The following is a 19,271-nucleotide window of genomic DNA, read 5'->3' as shown; positions in this document are numbered from 1 at the left end:
GGATTTCCCGGAGAGCAAACTTGCCCGTCAGTGCATTCGCTGAAAGGCGTCAAGGCAGTTGCGCAGGGACAATCTGTCGAGCTGGCTCTTCGGCATGTTCATGAAGGACGCCAGCCCTTCGCTCAGGCAACGGAAGGTCTCAGCGTAAACCGTCTCCGCCGGCGCTGCACCGGAAGATAGCGGATCCGGCAGCGGCCAAAGGGCAGTCGTCGGATGCCCCGGCCAGACCGGACAGGTACTCTCCGCGTCCTGGTCACAGATCGTGATCATGAAGTCGAGTTCCGGCATGTTGGCCCGCATCAGGTCCTGCAGGCTCTTTGCATAGGCGCCTTCGGCGTTGCAATTCATCCGTCTCAACAACCGCAGAACCTCCGGGCGCACTTCCCGGGCGGGATCGGTTCCGGCGGAGAAGGCGCGGAAACGGCCGTGCCCCTTTTGATTGACGATGGCTTCGGCCATGACCGAACGCGCGGCATTGCGAGTGCATAAAAAGAGGATGTTGTAGGCTTCGTCACGCATGACCTGTCGCCTGTCCCATATTTTGGAGCGCGTGTTCAATCGCCCAAATTGACGTAGCGTGAATTGAAGAAGATAACAGGGACTGTCCTCGTCACCGTTCACCGCGTACAGCCGTGCCCACGGCAATTCGTCACTTTCAAGCAACAAGTTGAATACCAATCGGGCACTTCCATCGCATTCCTTGTTGACTCGCGCGGATTTCCGGGCAAAAACACCGCCGTCTCACGTTTTGACGATTGCGAGCCCCAATGACCCGGCTGAAAGCCGACATTCTGGATATGATGTCTCAGGCCCTTGCCAGCGCGACTTTCATGCGCGGCGAGACCCGGACTCCTGCCGCAACCGCTCTGAAACGCACACCGAAGACCACCAAAACCACCGCTTGACGGTGCCGCTCATCCCGCCTCCCCGGGGATGGGAGGCGCCGGGAGCCGGCGACGCCCATCCAGATCCAGGGCAGCCGGCGCAGCGGGGAGACGGACAAGGACTACTCAAAGATGGGTTTCAAGATCGCAATCGCAGGCGCCACCGGCAATGTCGGCCGCGAGATGCTGGACATTCTCGCTGAGCGCGGTTTCCCGGCGGACGAAGTCGTCGCCCTTGCCTCGCGCCGGTCCCAGGGCACCGAAGTCTCTTTCGGTGACAGGACGTTGAAAGTGCAGGCCATGGAGAATTACGACTTCTCCGACACCGACATCTGCCTGATGTCCGCGGGCGGCACCGTTTCCAAGGAATGGTCGCCGAAGATCGGTGCCAAGGGCTGCGTTGTCATCGACAACTCCTCGGCCTGGCGCTACGACGCGGACGTGCCCCTGATCGTTCCGGAAGTGAATGCCGATGCCATCACCGGCTTCACCAAGAGGAACATCATCGCCAATCCGAACTGTTCGACCGCGCAGCTGGTCGTGGCGCTGAAACCCCTGCATGACCATGCCAAGATCAAGCGCATCGTCGTTTCCACCTACCAGTCGGTCTCCGGCGGTGGCAAGGAAGCGATGGAAGAGCTGTTCAACCAGACCCGCGCCGTCTTCGTGAACGACCCGATCGAACCGCAGAAATTCACCAAGCGCATCGCCTTCAATGTCATTCCGCATATCGATAGCTTCATGGAAGACGGCTACACGAAGGAAGAATGGAAGGTGCTGGCCGAGACCAAGAAAATGCTCGACCCGGCCATCAAGGTGACCTGCACCGCTGTGCGCGTGCCGGTCTTCATCGGTCACTCCGAGTCGGTCAATATCGAGTTCGAAAACGAGATTACCGCGGACGAAGCCCGCAACATCCTGCGCGAAGCGCCGGGCTGCCTCGTCATCGACAAGCAGGAAGACGGCGGCTACATCACGCCCTATGAAAGCGCCGGTGAAGACGCGACCTACATTTCCCGCATCCGCGAAGACGCGACGGTCGAAAACGGCCTGAACATGTGGGTGGTCTCCGACAACCTGCGCAAGGGTGCCGCGCTCAACACGGTTCAGATTGCCGAGGTTCTGGTCAATCGCGGTCTGATCACGCCGAAAAAAGCTGCGGCCTGAGCCGGGATTTGATAACGAGTTGAACAGGCGCCATCCGGCGCCTGTTTTTCTTTGTCCGATCGAGGAGCATGGCCCTGCCATGTCCAAGCAGTTTGACGGTTCCTTCCGGGAATACCTGGCAGCCGAGCCGGAGGCCCGGTTCACCGACTGGCTGGCGGCCCGCGCCGAGCCTCATTGGTCCATGGCGTGCACGCATCCCTTTACCACGGCGATTGGTGACGGGACCATGCCTCGGGAAGCCTATGCGCGCTACCTGATCGAGGATTACACCTTCATCACGGATCTGGCCTCGACCCTTGGCTATCTGGTGGCCAAGGCGCCCGGCATGCCGTCCAAGTCGCGGCTCTCCGGGTTCCTGGCCCTGCTGACCTCGGAAGAAAACGACTATTTCCTGCGCTCCTTCGACGCGCTCGGGATTGCTCCCGAAACATACCAGGCTGCGGCCCAGGGACCGGTCACACGTCGGTTCTCCGACCTGTTGCTGTCATCCGCCGGAAACGGCTCCTACGAGGACGGCCTCGCCTGTCTGCTGTGTGCGGAATGGTGTTATCTCACCTGGGGGCTGCGGGAAGCCCAAAAGCCACGCCCCGATGCCTTCTATCTGGCGGAATGGATCGACCTTCATGCCGTCGCCGGCTTCCAAACGTTTGTCGGCTGGTTGCGCGAGGAAATGGACAGGCTTGGACCGGACCTGCCGCCCGAAAGGCAGGAGAAAGTCGCTGCGCTCTTCCGCAAGATGAGCGTATTGGAAGTCGCCTTTTTCGAAGAGGCCTGGACAGGACAGACCATTGCAATCCCGGACGGGTTATAACGGACACCGATCATGTTCCTCTATGAAGCCGCCGCCCTCGGCGCGGCCACCCTCTGGGCCCTGACGGGGCTGCTTTCCGCCGGTCCCGCCCAGCATCTGGGCGCGATCGCGTTCAACTGCACCCGCATGGTGCTGGTCTCGCTGATGCTGACGGCCTGGGTGGCATTGACCACGGGCTGGAGCTCGATTGGCAGCGATCATTTCCTGCCGTTGGTTCTCTCCGGCTTCATCGGCATCTTTCTCGGCGACACGGCTCTTTTCCTGACGCTCAACCGTATGGGCCCGCGCCGCACCGCGATGCTGTTTTCGCTGAACGCGCCGATGTCGGCCATCCTCGGCTGGCTGATCCTCGGCGAACACCTGAGCGGATTGCAGGTTGCCGGGATCGGCCTGACCTTCCTGGGTGTGCTGCTGGCCATCCGTTTCGGCAAGCGCAAATCGCAGCTGCACAAGTGGGAAAACATCCGCGGTCCTGTCTGGGCCGGCGTACTGCTCGGCCTCGCCGCCGCGCTGTCGCAATCCATCGGTTCGCTGATCGCCCGGCCGATCATGGAGACAGGCGCCGACCCGGTCGCCGCCTCCAGCATCCGGGTTGGCGTTGCAGCGATCGGTCTTGTGCTCCTGACCCGGCTGCCATTTTCCTGGGTCAAGCCGGCCGGCCGGCTGACCCTGCCCATTGTCGGCATCATCGCCGTCTCCGGCCTTCTCGGCATGGGCCTCGGTATGACGCTGATCCTCTTTGCCCTGTCCGGCGGCGAGGTCGGCGTTATCGCGACCCTGTCGGCAACCACACCTGTGATCCTGCTGCCGATGCTGTGGTGGCGCACGAAGGAAATGCCCGCGCTCGGCGCCTGGGCCGGCGCCGCTCTGGTGGTCGCCGGCAGCGCACTGCTGTTTGCCGTTTAAGCAACGATCCCTCTCAGGATCGCCTCGCCTCAGACGGCGCGCCGCAAAGGCCCAGGGCATCGTCTCTGCATGTGCAGCCTCGAACCGGCGGATCTCCGTCGAGAGTTCCATGGCCTCACCGATCGGGTCGCGGCCTTCCAGAAGATAGCACCGTCTCGCAGTCTCCACCTGAAATGCCAGCACGGTGCCGTCCGGGACAACGATTCGGCAACTCTCCCGATCGATGGTGAGTTCAGGACAATCCGCAATCTCCAGACCGAGAACCAAGCCGTCCACAAGGTCGTCTTCCAGCGTGCTCGCGGCTTGATCCGCAGCCGGCAGGTAAACGTCGAAACAACGCACCAAGCTGCCGCAGAACCAACCAAAGAAGAGCCTGTTCCGAATAATTTACCAATTCACGCAAATATTGCGCGCGAAGAGGAAATTGGGTGATTCGATGAAAAATTTACTGACGCGCCTCAGTGTCACCTCGACACTGGCTATCGTATCTGCGGGTGTATTGACCATCTCGATGGTGGTTGTCGGCATTCTTCTGTACCAGGTTGCTCTGGGGCAGGCACAGAACGCCGCGCTGAAGAAGCAGGAAGTCAATCTTCGCGTTGCGGCCACCCTGTTTCAGGAACGGGTTGAAACCGCAAAGATCGGCTGGAATTCCGCCGGCAACGTTACCCGGATCGAGTTGGCGGAAATCCCTGAATTCACCAGCCACGACATGATCGATTCCATTGGGCGCATGACCGGCGAGACGGCGACCGTATTCGCCTGGGACCCGGAGACCAAGGACTTCTGGCGCAAGACCACCAACATCATCAAGGGCGACGGCAAGCGCGCTGTCGGCACGCCACTCGGCCAGAACGGCGCGGTTTATCCTGTTGTCACCAAGGGCAAGACCTTCAACGGCCAGGCAACCATCCTCGGCAAGGATTACTTCACCGTCTACCAGCCGATCTTCGCCGCGAAGGGCGATGTCATCGGCATTCTCTATGCAGGCGTTGAAAAAGCCGCGGTCGAAGCCAATGTCTGGGAACTCATGAGCCGCTACACGCTGCTGGTACTGCCGGTTGTCGTCGTTTCCGTCCTGTTGCTGATTTTCGCCATCCGGCAGCAGCTGCGCCCGGTCACGCGGCTTGCCGAAATCACCTCCCGGATCGCGCAGGACGACCTGCATGACGAGGTTCCCTTCAAGGAGCGCGGCGACCAGATCGGCATGCTTGCCGAGGCCGTCAACACGCTCCGCACAAGGGCCGAAGAGCGGCTTGAGCTCACCGAGCAGCAGCGCAATTCCGAAGAGGCGGCCCATAGCCGCCAACACAAGGTGCACGACCTGATCGAAACCTTCCGCTCGAGCGTTTCCAACGTTCTGACTTCGGTCAATGAAACCGTCCAAGGTCTCGAGGGAACGGCCGCCCATCTGTCCGACCTCTCCGGTCAGAGTGCGTCCAGCGCGATGGAAACGCTGAATTCGGCTGATGAGGCCACATCCAGTGTGCAGACCGTTGCCAGCGCCGCGGAAGAATTGTCGGCCTCGATCGACGAGATCTCCCGCCAGGTTGCCCAGACAACCGAAGTTGTCGACCGCGCCACCGAAGGCACACGGGTCACCAACGAAAAGGTTGAGGGGCTGGCAGCGTCGGCTTCGAAAATCGGTGAAGTCGTCACGCTGATTCAAGCGATTGCCGAACAGACCAACCTCCTGGCGCTGAACGCAACCATCGAGGCGGCCCGGGCGGGTGAAGCCGGCAAGGGCTTCGCGGTCGTGGCCGCGGAAGTCAAGGAGCTCGCCACGCAGACCTCCAAGGCGACCGAGGAAATCAGTGCGCAGATTTCCGCGATCCAGGAAGCCACCCGGGAATCCGTCAGCGCGATTGCAGAAATCACGACCATCATGGAAGAGGTGAACTCCTACACCGGCACCATCGCGACCGCGGTCAGCGAACAGGGATCCGCCACGGGCGAGATCTCCCAGAACGCGCAGCGCGCGGCAGAAGGAACGACGTTCGTGTCCTCGCGCATGTCCGATCTCTCCGGAACGGTGAACCAGACCTCCGAATCCTCCCATTCGGTTCTGGACGCCTCGGGACAGCTTGCCGCCAGGACCGAGGAGCTCAAGCGGGAAGTCGAAACCTTCCTGAACAACGTCGCCGCCGCCTGAGGCAGCTTTCGGCAGGAAACAGAAAGGCTCGAACCCCAGGCCTTTCCTTGCAAACGGCCGCCGTTGACAGGATCACACCGGCACAGCGGCCGCTTTCCCGGTTACCAGCCGGCGGATGTCGCCGGCGATCGCCAGGAGCACCGGGATCAGGATCAGGGTGATCAAGGTGGCGAAGATTTCGCCATAGGCGAGCGACACGGCCGCCGGGATCAGATAGCGTGCCTGTTCCGACGTCTCGCTCATCAGGGGCAGCAGGCCGGCCACGGTGGTGGCGGTGGTCAAAAAGATCGCCTGGAACCGGTCGATGCCGCAGCGCCGCACCGCCTCCTCCCGCTCCATTCCCTCGGCCCGGGACTGCACAAAGGCGGTCATCATCACCAGCGAATCGTTGACGACCACGCCGATCAGCGCCAGCACGCCGAAGAAGGACAACAGGGAGAACGGCAGGCCCATGAACACATGGCCGATCACCGCACCGACAAAGCCGAACGGCACCACCGACAGAATGATGAGCGGCTTGAAATAGCATTTCAGCGGCACAGCCATCAGCATGTAGATCAACAGGCACGCGATCACGATGGCCCTGAGCAGGCCGCCGCGCATCTCACCCACCTCCTCGAGCTCCCCGCCCAGTTCGATGGTCAGGCCCGGATATTTGGCCGCCAGCGCCGGAGCCTGACGTTCGAGAAGGACCTGACCGATCTCTTCCGGTGCAACGATCTCCCGATTGACATCGGCAAGGACCGTCGCCACCAGCTCGCCGTTGCGCCGTTCGATCTTCTCCGAAACATACCGGGCCTTGACGTCGGCAACCGTCGACAGCGGAATCCAGTCGCCGGTCTCGCTCTTGAGGCGCAGAACCATCAAATCCTCGACGCGGTCGCGGGCATCCAGCGCATTGCGCACCACCACCTTGACCTCCGAGGCGCCGCGCTGAATCCGCTGCGCCTCGCCGCCGCCAAAGGCATAGCCGATCTGGCTCGCCAGGCGTTCCGGCGTAAACCCGAGCGAGCGGGCTTCCGGCCTCAGCGTCAGGCGCAGTTCCGGCTGCCCGGTCAGGAACGTATCGCGGATATTGGCAACGCCGTCGATCGTGGCAAGATGGGCCCGCAGCTCGAGGCTGGCCGCTTCCAGCATGTCCCGGTCCCGGCCGATCAGGCGGATCTGAAACCCGCCGCCAAAATCCTCGAAGCCGGAGAAACTGAGATCCGAGACACCTTCCAGCGGCCCGATCCGGGACCGCCAGTTTTCCAGAATGGCGAGCGTGCTCAGGCCCGGCCGTTCCTCGGATGGCGTCAGCTCCATGTAAAGCTCGGCCGAGGTCGTGCCGCTGACAACGGCAAACAGATGCGCCATTGGTCCCTTGCCGGACGGCGTCTGCAGGGCCGGATCGCGGTTCAGGTCCAGTGCGGCCTGCTCGATCACCGCAACCGTTTCCCGGGTCAGGCCGGCCGGCGCGCGCTGGTCCATGGTCAGGGACACTGAAATCACCTGTCCGGGCACATTGGGGAAGAACACCGATTTGATCTTGCCGGCCGACATCAGTCCGAAAACGACCGTGGCCACGGAGACAAACAGGATCAACACCGCGTACCGGTTGCGGAGCGACCATCCGAGCACCGGCGCATAAAGGCGATCGCGGAACCGGTGCAGGCCGCCCCGGGCCACCGACTGAACCCGCTGCCAGAAGCGCGCCACCCAGCCCGGCCTTTCCGTGCCCCGCATATCGATATGCGCCAGATGCGCCGGCAGGATCAGCTTGCTTTCCATCAGCGAGAACAGCAGCGCCAGGATTACCACCCCGGCGAACCCCGCCAGAACCTTGCCGAGCGGGCTGTCGATCAGCAGCATAGGAAAAAAGGCCGCGACCGTGGTCAGAACACCGAAGACGGTCGCGACCGAGACCTTTTCGACCCCGACCTCCGTTCCCTTGATCGGGTCGGAGATCCTTTTACGCTGTTCGAAGACACTTTCGCCGACAACCACCGCGTCATCGACCAGAATGCCCAGCACGATGATGAAGCCGAACGTGGTGATGTCGTTCAGCGAATAGTCGACCCAGCCCGAGGTCGCGACGGCAAAGGCACCCGCCAGAGCGATCGGAATGCCCATGGCCACCCAGAACGCGAGCTTCACGTCCAGGAACAGCGCCAGCAGCAGCGCGACCAAAAACAGCCCCTGAACCGCGCTGTTGCTCAGGAGCTGCAGCCGGTCGGCGATGTAATCCCGCGAGTTGCCCCAAACGGCGATGTGCACTCCCTTCGGCAAGGACAACTCGGCCTTGTCGACGATTGCTTTCGCCGCGTCGGATACGAGCAGAAGATTGTCCTTGCGCCCGATCAGAACCTCCATGCCGACGGAGGGTTTCCGGTTGAAGCGGGTTTCGATGTCGGTTTCCGCAAAGCCGTCTTCGATCCGGGCAATGTCCCCCAGAAACGTGGTCGTTCCATCCGGCCATTGCACAATCGGGATCTGCTGGAAGTCCCGCAGTTCATAGGCCTGGTTGTCGGCCCTCAGGCTGATGGCGCCTCCTTCCGTCCTGAGGGTTCCTCCCTGAAAATAGAGCGAGGCTTCGCGGATGCGGGCAATCACATCGGCGATGGTCAGGTCCAGACGTTCCAGGGTTCCCGGCTGAAATTCGATGGAGACTTCCTGATCCTGGATCCCCCAGTCCTTGATCCTGGAGATTTCCGGACTGGCCAGCAGATCGGCGCGCAGGTCGCGTGCCAGGCGTTGCAGGGTTTTCAGATCCGCATCGCCATAGACCTGAACGTAAAGCGCCGGCACGTCGAGATTGTTGGTTTCAATGACCGGCCTGCGGGCGTCCTTCGGCAGATCGAACAGTCCGTCGACCTTGAGCCGGACAGTGTCGAGCAATTTTTGCAGGGCATAACCGTTGGTTTTCTGGATCGAGACGACCGAGAGATCGGGTACGGAGGTGGAGCGGATCGACTTCACGCCCTCCAGGCCTTCGAGCGCTTTTTCAATCTTGCGCGTGACCTGCTCATCCACCTGCGCGGTATAGGCATTGGGATAGCTCGTGGTCACGGTCACCGTGTCCGGCGGGATCTTGGGAAAGCCTTCGATGCGCACGGTGAGCAGCGAACTTGTCCCGGCGACCAGGATGAACACCATCAGCAAATTGGCCGCAACCGGGTTGCGGATGAACCAGTTGGTCAGCCAGGTCAAAGCGCGGCCTCCCCGGCAACGGGCGCGACCGTCTGGCCGGGCAGGTAGGCGCTCATCGGCAGGGTCACAACGCGGTACACGGCCCCCTCCGCTGCGCCTGCCGGTGCCGCTACGATGACCTCTCCCGCAGTGCGAAACAAAGCCTTGCACCCAAATCGCTGCAGCCGGTCGTCCGCGTCCAGATACCAGACAAAGCCATTCTGGGTGAGCGCGCTCTCGGGAACCTGCAAGGTCTTGTCCATTGCTTTGCCCGGAAGCAGAACCCGCACGAACTGCCCCGGCAAAATGGCCTGGTTTTCCGCCTTGTCGACTTCGAGAAACAATTGGTACCGGCGCGACTTCGGATCGAGAAAACCGCCACCACGCCGGATATGGGCAACTCCAAGCGGCCGGTCGGCGTCACTCAGCACCTGTGCCGCCTCGCCGGACCAGTTCGGATCCAGTAGCGCCCACTCCCGCTCCGTCAGCGACACGCTGATATCCAGCACCCTGTCATCCAGCAAGGTGAACAACACATCGCCTTCGGTCACCGACTGGCCGGGGCTGACGGCCCGTTTGGTGATGATGGCATCGAACGGTGCGCGCACCTGCGTCGACCTCAGGTCATAATCGGCCGCCTCGACCCTCGATTTCGCCGCGGCCACCGATTGCGCGGCCACACGCACCTCGGGCAGGTGAATGGCCATGTCCGGCGGGGCGATGGCCGGCTTCACCGCTCGCCAGTCCTTCAGCGCGATATCCCGCTTCTTTTCCGCCCGCAGCAGGTCAAGTTCGGCCTTCTGAAGGGCAAAACGCGCCTCTTCAAGCCCGGCCAGATAAGGGGCATTTTCCAACTCGACCAGGACGCTCCCGTCCCGGACTCGGGCGCCTTCCAGCGCCGCCGGGGCGACTTCGCGGACCACACCTGCGACACGCGACCTGATATCCGCCTGCCAGCGCGGAGCGACTTCGGCATAAACCGACACGGTGCCGGTATGCAGGCCGGTCCGTGCCTCGACAAAGCGCACCGGGCGCCGCTGCACTTGGGTGGAGCTGTCCGAGACCTCCGCCGCATCCTCCAGCGTGCCGACAAACAGGACCGCGCCAGCCAAAAGGCACAACGCCAGCGAAATCCACAAAGCTTTTTTCATAGTCTGTTCCGAGCGGTCAGGGCTGAGACGGCAGTTGGGAGGCTGGCGCGGGGGCGCAGTCTTCCGGTCCGTTGAGGCGGTGGCAGATTTCACTCAAGCGCGACCAGCTTTGCAGGGCGATCGGCAGCAGCAGCGCCGCCTCGACATAGTCCCAGGAATAGGTGGCGATGGAGAAGAACTGACCGGCGGAAACGCCGTCGATCCGGCTCCCCTGCAGGAGGTTGAAGGCAACAAAGGCGATCTGCAGCAGAAAGATGCCGCCATAGAGCACCGCTTCCGTGTCCGATATCGTCACTTCATGTCTGCGCAGGGTTCTCAGATGGCGAAACACACCGCGCCGGCCACCTGCCGCCAGAACGTCGATCTGCCGCTCCTTCTGGTCGTTCAGCAATCCGTTGAACCGATAGAATGTCCTATGGAAACAAGCGTAGACCAGCAGCATGCCGGTCACGACCAGAGCGCAGGACAGGCCCAGCCGGACATCGAACCAGGTCAGCACCACAAGGCTGAAACCGATCTGCACGACGGCGGTCATCAGCTCTGGCACCTGAATTTCCAGAAAATCCACCAGTTCGCGGGACATATCGATGCGAACACTGTGTTTGGACACGTTCAGCGCGGAGTTGCGGCGCTGAAGTTCCGAGCCGAGTCGCAGCCGGATGGTTCCGTAGACCCGGGTGTCGTAGAACCGCCGTCCGACGGCGACACAACCGAGTGTAATCAGAATGGCCACAAGCCAGCCGAGTTCCTGCACCCGGCCGGCCAGTAATCCGTCGATCGTCATGCCGACACTTAACGGCACCAGGGCCAACAGGCCGTTTTCCATCAACACGATGGCCCAGGTCACCGCAATTCTGCCCGCGAAACGCTTCAGGACATATGCCAGGTCAATCCTAACCCGCATCTCCGACTTTCCTTGTTGCGACCGATCAGACCCTGTCGATTGGCCCGATGAATTCAATGCCTGCGCCGGTTCACCGCCCACGCGCCGAATAATGAACGAACGTTCGCTCTTGATATAGTCGTCAGATTGCGGCTTGCCAAGCCTGCACCGCCTCGCGGCCCGGAAAATGAGTTCTGTCACCCACCGGGCTTCGCATCGTTTCATGCCAGCTAGAGCATCTACGGACGGGTTCTGTTCATCGAAATTCGCGTCAAATCGATTGCATGCCGAGGCCCGGACCTGGACCTAAAAAGCGCCGCTGACGGTTCTTTAACGAAACGGCTGCACGATGAAGCGCGCCTGCAATTTCATGAGATTCAGGCCGGTCCGAAATCCGACAATAGACATTGAGAGAAACCGCGCTGACAGTTTTTACTAAGTATTTTTTTACGATTTAATCTCAGTCTTGCTATTCCGATACTTACAAAAAGATTGTTCTTTGTGCATGACGCAAATCCTGGCAGTCTCGACGAATTGGAAAGACTTCCCAAAGCAGTTCGCGAAACTCGCAACCGCTTATCCTGTCAGGTATGTGCCGTTTTCCAGGTTCACCCGGGACGACGTGGCCGAAGACACGCTGCTTCTCATCGACTTTCCCAAGATCGCCCCCGGCGACCTGAAAATGCTGAAGCCTTTCACGAAGGCCAGCGAAAACGCCGCCGTCGGGCTTGTGGACATGAAAAGCCGCGCGCAGGTTCTCCAGGCACGCGAATTAGGCGTCTTTCACCTTGTTGATCGGGATGACAGGTTGTCCAACCTGTTGATGAAACTGAAAAATGTCCTGGGCGACTATTCCAAACCGGACCTGCCGCCCGGTCTGCCTCCCAAAACGGCCCAAACGGTCGAATCGACGTCGGCTGCCCTCAACCTGATGTCTGTCGCCGCGCTGTCCGGCACACCGTTGCCGGTGCGTTTGCTGGCCGGCAGCGCCCGGGACATTGCGATCACACTCGAGTCCGACGGGCTGGACACATGGCTGAGCGCGGTCCAGAGCCACCACAGTCACACCTATTGCCATACGATGATGGTGGCCGGCCACGCGGTCCGGTTTTCCAAGGCTCTCGGCATGGCCGAACAGGATCAATACCTTATGGGCCTCGGCGGCCTGGTCCATGATCTCGGCAAGGTCAAGATTCCCCTGTCGATATTGGACAAGCCAGGAAAGCTCACCGCCCTGGAACGCCAGCTCGTCAACAAGCACCCGGTCTATAGCCGCGAGATTCTCGCCACCCGCAAGGAAATACCAAAGGCCGTGGTCGACATGGCGCTGTGGCATCACGAATTCATCGACGGCTCGGGATATCCGGACGGTCTCAGCGGAAGCCAGATTTCAAAGCGTGTCCGGCTGATAACGATTGTCGACATCTATTCGGCACTGACGGAAAAACGGGCCTACAAGGAAGCCGTCCCGCCCAGCAAGGCGCTGGCCATCATGGCAAACATGGAAGGCAAGCTGGATGCGGGTCTCCTGCGCAAATTCCGCAGCATGGTTCTGAATTCGGATTTCGGTCGCATCCGCCGCAGGGTGGGTTGATCTACGGACTGAAGCACTGGTAACCAGCGGCCAGCACCTCTACCAGTTGGCGATTACTCCTAAGTCACGTTCGAGCCTCGCCACACAAGCCACGACATTCCGAGCAAACAAAGCATTCAACAACCGCTTTGTTTATCATTGCTAGTTTTGCCAATCAACTCGATCCAGAATCACTGCATTGGCCATATCTAACCTGCGCTTAATAAATGTTTTTTTATGAATTGACGTTAGCATAAGAGAACGCCATCAACGTCATCCGAGGCGATTTAATGCCATGAAAATTGTTCTAACAATTACCGACGCAAAAAAAGCGTCTCGGCATTTTCTTGGCATTGCTTCAACCTATCCGGCGAAACTTATCGAGATTTCCGATCTCACACCACGGCTGCCGGACAACACGATCATCCTCGTGGATTTTCTAGGCGCGACATCGGCGGTCATCACTCATCTGAAAGAACTACGTGAGAGATCAAATTACCCATTGATCGGATTTGCCGATCCAAAAAACCGTCAGCAGATTATGCAAGCCCGTGAACTCGGCTGTCGGGATATCATTGACCGAACGGAACAACTCGACTCGGTGCTCCTGAAGTTACGCAAACTGATCGGCGACTATGCGCGTCCGAAGCTGCTTAACAGATGCTCCCCCAGGATGGCGGAAACCGTTACGTCCGCCTGCTCTACATATTCTCAAGTGTCATCTGCAGCCCTGACCGGCGGTCCACTGCCGCTTGCAAAACTCAAAACCAGTATCGACCACATTACCAACACCATCGAGGCTGAAGGATTGAACGCCTGGTTGTCGGCTGTGGAGCTGCATCACAGCCACACGTTCTGCCACACGCTGATGGTCGCAGGTCACGTCACGAATTTCGCCAGGCTACTGGGCCTGTCAAAAGAGGAAAAATCCATTTTGAGCCTGGGAGGCCTTGTCCATGACCTGGGCAAGGTCAAGATACCGCTGTCGATCCTGGATAAACCCGGCAAACTGACGGCCACCGAACGCGAGCTCATCAATCGGCATCCGGTGTTCAGCAGAGAAATCCTGAAAGACAACACTGCAGTTCCTGCGGAGGTCTACGACATCGCGGTGTCACATCACGAATGTCTCGACGGTTCAGGCTATCCTGACGGGCTGAAGGCGTCCGAAATATCCGAGCTGGTCCGGATCACGACGATTTGCGACATATATTCCGCGCTGACGGAAAAACGCGCCTATAAGGACGCCATGAGCCCTCGGCAAGCATTTGCAATCATGCTGGACATGAAAGGCAAGCTTGACGATGGGCTCTTGCGGAAATTTCGCGATGCGGTGCTCAGCACCGAGTTGGGCCAGCTGCGGCGCGCAGCCACCTGAAAACCTGAAGTCGTGTAACCTTGAAATTGCGTGGCGAGGCGCAAGACGCGGCGGCTCTACCCCTCATGCTCAACGATCAGATCCGGCATGAACGGCAAATCCGTCACGCCGATATCCTGGCCCGCCTGGGTCAGCAGTGTCGACAGTTGCCCACGGTGATGGGTCTGGTGATTGAACATATGCGTCACCAGCAGCCAGCGCGGCCGGCTGCGCGGCGCCGGGTGAGTGACGCCTTTCCATTCCAAGGTCCCGGCAAGCCATTCCGGTGTCAGCCCGTCCGCAAATGCCGAAATATCCGCGCACATCTCGAGATGAGCTGATTTGAGAACCTCAAAGTGCTCATAGAGATCAACCCCCATACCCTTGATCTCATAGGGCGTGCCTGTGAAGCGGCGCATCCAGGCGCGATCGGCAAACAGCAGGTGGTTGAGCGTGGAATGGATGGATCGGAAAAAAGCACCGCGATCGGCTTTTCGCTCCGCATCGCTCAATTGCCCGGCGGCGGCATAGGCTTTTTCCGTCATCCAGGCATTATAGGCGGCCATGCGCTGATAGAGCACGGGATCGATATGCATCGGGAATCCCGTCAGACCGAATTCGCAACAGCTTTGATCGGAGGATGGGCGACTTCCTCAAAGCGCTCGGTCCTGTCATTCAACACCCTCAATTCAGCAGACCCGATGTCGAACCATGCGCCGTGGAGCTGCATACCTCTGTCGCGCATCGCCTCCTCGACAAACGGGAACGTCATCAGGTTCTTCAAAGACTGGCGAATTCCGGCATATTCCATGGCGAGTTGCGGGTCGTCAGCCTTGTCAACCGGCATACAGGCCATGGCAATCGCCGCGGGCTCCAAAAGTTTGATCCAGCGGCCGATAAACTGACCTGTCTCCATCGGTGCATTGGCATGTTCGCGAAAAGCCTTGATCCCGCCGCACTGACCGTGTCCGAGAACCACGATGTGTTTGACGTTCAGACCTTTGACGCCGAACTCGATCGCCGCACTTGTGCCGTGCTGACCTTCCGTGTCTTCGTAGGGCGGCACCAGGTTTGCAACGTTGCGCACGACGAACAATTCGCCAGGCCCCATGTTGAATATACCTTCCGGGGTCACGCGGCTGTCGCAACAGGAAACAACCATGACTTCGGGTGTTTGACCGTAGAGCGCAAGGCGTTCATGGGTTTCCCGATTGCGGACAAAACCCTTGTTTAAATACCGGTCGTAACCATCCAGCAGGTGCGTGGGCAAGCTCAATTGCAGATCTCCTGACTGCGTCCGCCAACACGTACGGACCATCAAGAGGCCTTTTTACCAGTTCCCCAAAGGGAAAAAATCAGATGATATACGTATATTACCGTAGAAATCAGAACCGCTCGGCCCTGAGAACGGAACAATCGGACACCGACACAACGCCAATATGACGTTCCACGACGCCGAATGCCGCATCCAGGAGCGTATCGAGCCGGTCCGGCCGGATGATGCAGATGATCTGCACCATGCCCCCCGCACGGGACACCTGCCCCTCCCGGCTCCAGCGCCCTGACCGTCCGCTGCCCCCCATTACAGGCAGGATGGTGTAGCCGGTCACTCCGGCCTCATCGAGAGCATCCGTCAACCGCGTCTCCAGGGGCGCTTCGATGGTGATTTCGACCCTCTTGGCGTCTTTCATCTCCATGCGCTTATCCTCCGATGGCCTGGGCGATGCTGAGATAAAGGGGAATACCAAGTGTCAGGTTGAAGGGAAAGGTGATCCCCAGGGACATGGTCAGATAAATCGACGGATTGGCCTCCGGTAAGGCCACGCGCATCGCTGCCGGCACGGCAATATAGGAAGCTGAGGCGCTGAGCGTCATCAACAGCACCGTACCGCCGGCGGAAAGACCGATCAGCAACGCTGCGCCGAGACCTGCAAGCGATCCAAGCACCGGCATGAGCACGCCAAACCCGATCAGGCCGGGGCGCAACTGATGTGCGCTCGCGCGCAGGCCACGTCCAGCCACGAGGCCCATATCGAGCAGAAAGAGGCAGAGCACTCCCTTGAAAGGCGAAACGATGAAGCTCTCTATGTCGGCGAGTCCCTTCGGCCCGGTTAAAAAGCCGATTACAAACGATCCGACAAGCAGAACGATCGAACCGTTGAGAATGATTTCACGCCAAAGCCCTTTTGTGTTCCGGCCCCGGTCAGATCCGTCGACCGGCTTGGCGAAACGGGCCACCAGCCACAGCGCCGACAGGATCGCAGGCGCTTCCATGACCGCCGCCACGGCAACCATGTAGCCTTCGCTGGCAATGCCCTGACTTTGGAGTACAGAGGTTGCCGCTACGAAGGTCACGATGGAAATCGAGCCGTAATGCCCCGCGACCGCCGCTGCATCGGTTACGCTGAGCGAGGTCATCGCCCGCAACAGGCCGAAGGCCGCGAAGGGAATGGCAAAAGACAGAACGAGACCGGCCAGCATGGATAGGAGAAGATTTGCATCAATCCCGTGATCGCTCACGCTGACGCCGCCCTTGAACCCGATCGCAAACAGCAGATAGATTGACAGCGCCTTGGCCGCGGCCTCCGGCACGGACAAGTCCGAACGAACCAACGCCGCCAGGAGACCAAGAGCAAAAAAGAGGATGATTGGCGAAAGCAAATTCTGCGCCGCCAATGCCAAGATCGTTTGTGCCAATGCCCAGTAACTCCTGTTTACCGACCCCGGTCGGCGCGTCACGAAATGCAAGCGAATACGTATGATTACGTATTCGCGGCGGGTCGTACCAAGGACGCTGGGGCACTGCAATGAAAATCGACGCGTTTAAAGCCTTTGGCTAAGGCCTGGGCACAGTCTCAAGTCGCCACATTGACCTCATGTGGCGGCTCGACATCATCATGGTCTTCATAGGCATGACGGATATTGTCCGGCGGAAGCCGGTCAATCGGCCCCGGCAGCGGATGGACCGGTCCGTGATCGATGCCCGGTTCAAGTGCTTGCAATGCCGCTGCGCGATAGGCTGCGACCCCATCCAAGGTATGGTTTTCAATATGATGCGCATCAATAAGCACAGCCGGATTGTCCGTCGACAGTCCGGGGTTGGTTTCATGGCGCTCTGCGGTGTCACGCTTTTTTCTGCGGTCGTAACCGGTGCCGTCACCGTCCCGATCCGCGGGATACTCTGTCGCATGCGCCACGACCTGGGCCGATGCCGGCCTTTCAATCGTCGCCATTCCGGCCTCCTGGCCTGTCAGAGAGATCCGCCTTCTGGCGGAACTCTCCGAATCTCTCAACAAAGCGTTAACAAAGCTTTACGCAAGGGTAATCGTCTGTTTTCCAACAGACAATGCATCAGGCCGATTGGGAACGGAGCATTGGCCCGTCAATGCAGACCCGGTTGCGGCCCGAGGATTTGGCGGCGTAAAGCGCCTTGTCCGCTCGGGCAATGATGTCCTCGACATCCCGATCCGACGCCCCTGCCTGTGCCAGGCCGATGCTGACGGTCACAGAGATCCGATGCGCCTCGGAAGTCACCACATTTGACGCGATCTTCAGCCGGATGCGTTCGGCCAGGGTCCAGGCACCGTTGGCGTCGTTCTCCTTCAGCAGGAGAATGAATTCCTCACCACCGAAACGCGCCGCCTTGTCGGTGGTGCGGATCTCTTCGGAAATAATCTCACCGATCGCCCGGATGACCTCGTCTCCGGCTCGGTGGCCATATCGGTCATTGACGGTCTTGAAGTTGTCGGCGTCGATCATGAGGATGCTGAAAGGCCGCCCGTGGCGAACGAACATGGCAAAACTGTCCTCGGCAAACGGCTTGAATGCCCGCCGGTTCAGCAAACCCGACAAGGGATCCATATCCGCGAGAGTCCTGAGATTGCGAATATCGGCACCCAGCTGCCGGTTACGCTCCTCGCTCGAACGGATCTGCCTGGAATATTCGTCGCGCAGGACTTCCAGTTTGGACTGTGCGGTTTTCTCCGCTTCCTCGACACTGCCGAGACGGCGCAGCAGCGAGCGGATGGACGCCGACAGTTGCGAGACTTCACGAGATCCGTGCTGGCGCGGCACGGTCACGGCATCCTCGTCCCGACCGATTCGGTCCATGACCGTCACCAAGTCGAGCAACGGACGGGAAATCGTTCTGGACGCGATCCACGCGAACCCGGCTCCAAGCAGAGCGACAGCCAGGCCTATCAGCACGATGTTCATGACCAGGTCATTTGCTCTTTCATAGACCACGCTGAGCGGTTGGCGGGCGGCGACCTTCCAGCCAAGCCCTTCGTAGTCGGCAAGCCCGGAGGTTTCCACGACCGCGGTCATCTGGTCTGCAAGATCCGTGTCAAATACCTCGCCATCCTTGCCGTCTTCGACTTGCTGTCCGACCAGCACGGTGTCTTCCTGCGAGAGCACCAGAACTTCCAGGTCCTCCATCGACAGGTTGTTGTGCAGCACTTCGCGGCGGGTCTCTTCCGCCCAGGACCAGCTCATATGCGCCCCGAGAACGCCGGCAAGCTTGCCCGTCTCGTCGTAGACAGGCATGGCCACATCAACGAACCGGAACGGGTCTTCATCCGGGCTGGTGCGCAGCAGATGATCCAGCATCTTGGCCAGGTGAACGTCTTCGGCCGTCGGCCGTTCCAGGCCGTTGATGAACCAGGGCCGCTGCGCAACGGAGGCCCCTTCGAGCATGCCTTTCGTCGCCGCAACGACGGTACCGTCGACCGATGCGAAACCGATCCAGGCATAATGATCCAGACTGCTCTGCAATCGTTCCAGGGTCTTGCGGATCACGGCCGGGTCGCGCGTCCAAACCGGCCGCAGGAAATCCAGATCGGCAACGTTGCGAACTTCCCGGAAACGGTCAAACATGGTCTGGTCAAGCCGCTGCGCCATCGTGCCGGCAATCAGCGTCAGGTCCCGGCGTGCTTCCTCAAGCGCTTCGTTGCGCGCAATAAGGGAAGCACCAAAAGCGGCCGCGGCAACCGCCAGAATGCACAGGCCGGCGGCGAGGCAGGCGATTTGCCGCCTGAGGCTCATCGTGTCGCGCACAACACGATGGAAATAGCGCCAATTCTTTAGAGACTTGTCTGCCATGCAAAACCCTGCGCCTCGTTTGGGGCATAAGGACAAGGCTTACATAAAAAATCTGAACAATCACTGAAATAAAGACTAGAGGAACAAATACACCATACATGCGAACCAAAACAACATCT

18 protein-coding genes are annotated in these 19,271 nt (G+C 59.9%); 8 read left to right on the top strand and 10 right to left on the bottom strand.

Annotated elements, in window-relative coordinates; genetic code table 11:
* Window positions 1-27: 27 nt before the first annotated feature.
* A complete protein-coding gene (locus M0H32_RS09780; protein ID WP_248153398.1) occupies window positions 28-519 on the bottom strand; it encodes an arsenate reductase ArsC in 492 nt (163 codons plus the stop codon).
* 248 nt (window positions 520-767) lie between these two features.
* On the opposite strand from M0H32_RS09780, the gene M0H32_RS09775 reads away from it, so the two are divergent.
* From M0H32_RS09775 to M0H32_RS09750, 6 genes are all read left to right on the top strand, one after another.
* Window positions 768-905, top strand: a complete 138-nt coding sequence (locus M0H32_RS09775) for a hypothetical protein (RefSeq protein ID WP_248153396.1) — start codon at window positions 768-770, stop codon at window positions 903-905.
* A gap of 111 nt (window positions 906-1,016) precedes the next feature.
* Window positions 1,017-2,051: an aspartate-semialdehyde dehydrogenase gene (locus M0H32_RS09770; protein WP_248153394.1), complete on the top strand. Its 1,035-nt coding sequence runs from the start codon at window positions 1,017-1,019 to the stop codon at window positions 2,049-2,051.
* 79 nt (window positions 2,052-2,130) lie between these two features.
* Window positions 2,131-2,862, top strand: a complete 732-nt coding sequence (locus M0H32_RS09765; protein WP_248153393.1) for a TenA family protein — start codon at window positions 2,131-2,133, stop codon at window positions 2,860-2,862.
* Between the two features lie 12 nt (window positions 2,863-2,874).
* Window positions 2,875-3,768: a DMT family transporter gene (locus tag M0H32_RS09760; protein WP_248153391.1), complete on the top strand. Its 894-nt coding sequence runs from the start codon at window positions 2,875-2,877 to the stop codon at window positions 3,766-3,768.
* A 69-nt stretch (window positions 3,769-3,837) separates the two neighbouring features.
* Window positions 3,838-4,200 (top strand): hypothetical protein, encoded by a 363-nt coding sequence (locus M0H32_RS09755; protein WP_248153390.1) that lies wholly within the window; start codon window positions 3,838-3,840, stop codon window positions 4,198-4,200.
* Between the two features lie 4 nt (window positions 4,201-4,204).
* A complete protein-coding gene (locus tag M0H32_RS09750; RefSeq protein WP_248153388.1) occupies window positions 4,205-5,920 on the top strand; it encodes a methyl-accepting chemotaxis protein in 1,716 nt (571 codons plus the stop codon).
* A gap of 72 nt (window positions 5,921-5,992) precedes the next feature.
* Here the strand turns inward: M0H32_RS09750 and M0H32_RS09745 are convergent, their stop codons facing one another.
* The 3 genes from M0H32_RS09745 to M0H32_RS09735 are packed head-to-tail and all read right to left on the bottom strand — an operon-like array spanning window position 5,993 to window position 11,143.
* Window positions 5,993-9,109, bottom strand: a complete 3,117-nt coding sequence (locus M0H32_RS09745) for an efflux RND transporter permease subunit (protein WP_248153387.1) — start codon at window positions 9,107-9,109, stop codon at window positions 5,993-5,995.
* Window positions 9,106-10,239 carry an efflux RND transporter periplasmic adaptor subunit gene (locus tag M0H32_RS09740; protein WP_248153386.1) on the bottom strand — a complete coding sequence of 378 codons (1,134 nt, stop codon included), beginning with the start codon at window positions 10,237-10,239 and terminating at the stop codon, window positions 9,106-9,108. The genes M0H32_RS09745 and M0H32_RS09740 overlap by 4 nt, the downstream gene beginning before the upstream one ends.
* A gap of 16 nt (window positions 10,240-10,255) precedes the next feature.
* Entirely contained in the window at window positions 10,256-11,143 is an 888-nt protein-coding gene (locus M0H32_RS09735) for an ABC transporter six-transmembrane domain-containing protein (protein WP_248153384.1), read from the bottom strand.
* Between the two features lie 484 nt (window positions 11,144-11,627).
* Between M0H32_RS09735 and M0H32_RS09730 the strand changes: the two genes are divergently transcribed.
* The gene (locus M0H32_RS09730; protein ID WP_248153383.1) at window positions 11,628-12,716 is read left to right on the top strand and encodes an HD-GYP domain-containing protein; all 1,089 of its coding nucleotides are present in this window, start codon (window positions 11,628-11,630) and stop codon (window positions 12,714-12,716) included.
* Window positions 12,717-12,990: 274 nt separating this feature from the next.
* A complete protein-coding gene (locus M0H32_RS09725; RefSeq protein WP_248153382.1) occupies window positions 12,991-14,073 on the top strand; it encodes an HD-GYP domain-containing protein in 1,083 nt (360 codons plus the stop codon).
* Window positions 14,074-14,129: 56 nt separating this feature from the next.
* Here the strand turns inward: M0H32_RS09725 and M0H32_RS09720 are convergent, their stop codons facing one another.
* From M0H32_RS09720 to M0H32_RS09695, 6 genes are all read right to left on the bottom strand, one after another.
* A complete protein-coding gene (locus M0H32_RS09720; protein ID WP_248153381.1) occupies window positions 14,130-14,648 on the bottom strand; it encodes a DinB family protein in 519 nt (172 codons plus the stop codon).
* A gap of 11 nt (window positions 14,649-14,659) precedes the next feature.
* Window positions 14,660-15,370 carry a carbonic anhydrase gene (locus M0H32_RS09715; RefSeq protein ID WP_425607308.1) on the bottom strand — a complete coding sequence of 237 codons (711 nt, stop codon included), beginning with the start codon at window positions 15,368-15,370 and terminating at the stop codon, window positions 14,660-14,662.
* 67 nt (window positions 15,371-15,437) lie between these two features.
* Window positions 15,438-15,749, bottom strand: a complete 312-nt coding sequence (locus tag M0H32_RS09710; protein ID WP_248153379.1) for a P-II family nitrogen regulator — start codon at window positions 15,747-15,749, stop codon at window positions 15,438-15,440.
* A gap of 4 nt (window positions 15,750-15,753) precedes the next feature.
* The gene (locus tag M0H32_RS09705; protein ID WP_248153554.1) at window positions 15,754-16,791 is read right to left on the bottom strand and encodes a sodium-dependent bicarbonate transport family permease; all 1,038 of its coding nucleotides are present in this window, start codon (window positions 16,789-16,791) and stop codon (window positions 15,754-15,756) included.
* A 116-nt stretch (window positions 16,792-16,907) separates the two neighbouring features.
* Window positions 16,908-17,285 carry a hypothetical protein gene (locus tag M0H32_RS09700; protein WP_248153378.1) on the bottom strand — a complete coding sequence of 126 codons (378 nt, stop codon included), beginning with the start codon at window positions 17,283-17,285 and terminating at the stop codon, window positions 16,908-16,910.
* A gap of 118 nt (window positions 17,286-17,403) precedes the next feature.
* Window positions 17,404-19,152, bottom strand: a complete 1,749-nt coding sequence (locus M0H32_RS09695) for a sensor domain-containing diguanylate cyclase (RefSeq protein WP_248153377.1) — start codon at window positions 19,150-19,152, stop codon at window positions 17,404-17,406.
* Window positions 19,153-19,271 lie beyond the last annotated feature (119 nt).

This window comes from Roseibium sediminicola, from assembly GCF_023156505.1.
Lineage (GTDB): Bacteria > Pseudomonadota > Alphaproteobacteria > Rhizobiales > Stappiaceae > Roseibium > Roseibium sediminicola.
This window is presented reverse-complemented; position numbering and strand designations above follow the sequence as displayed.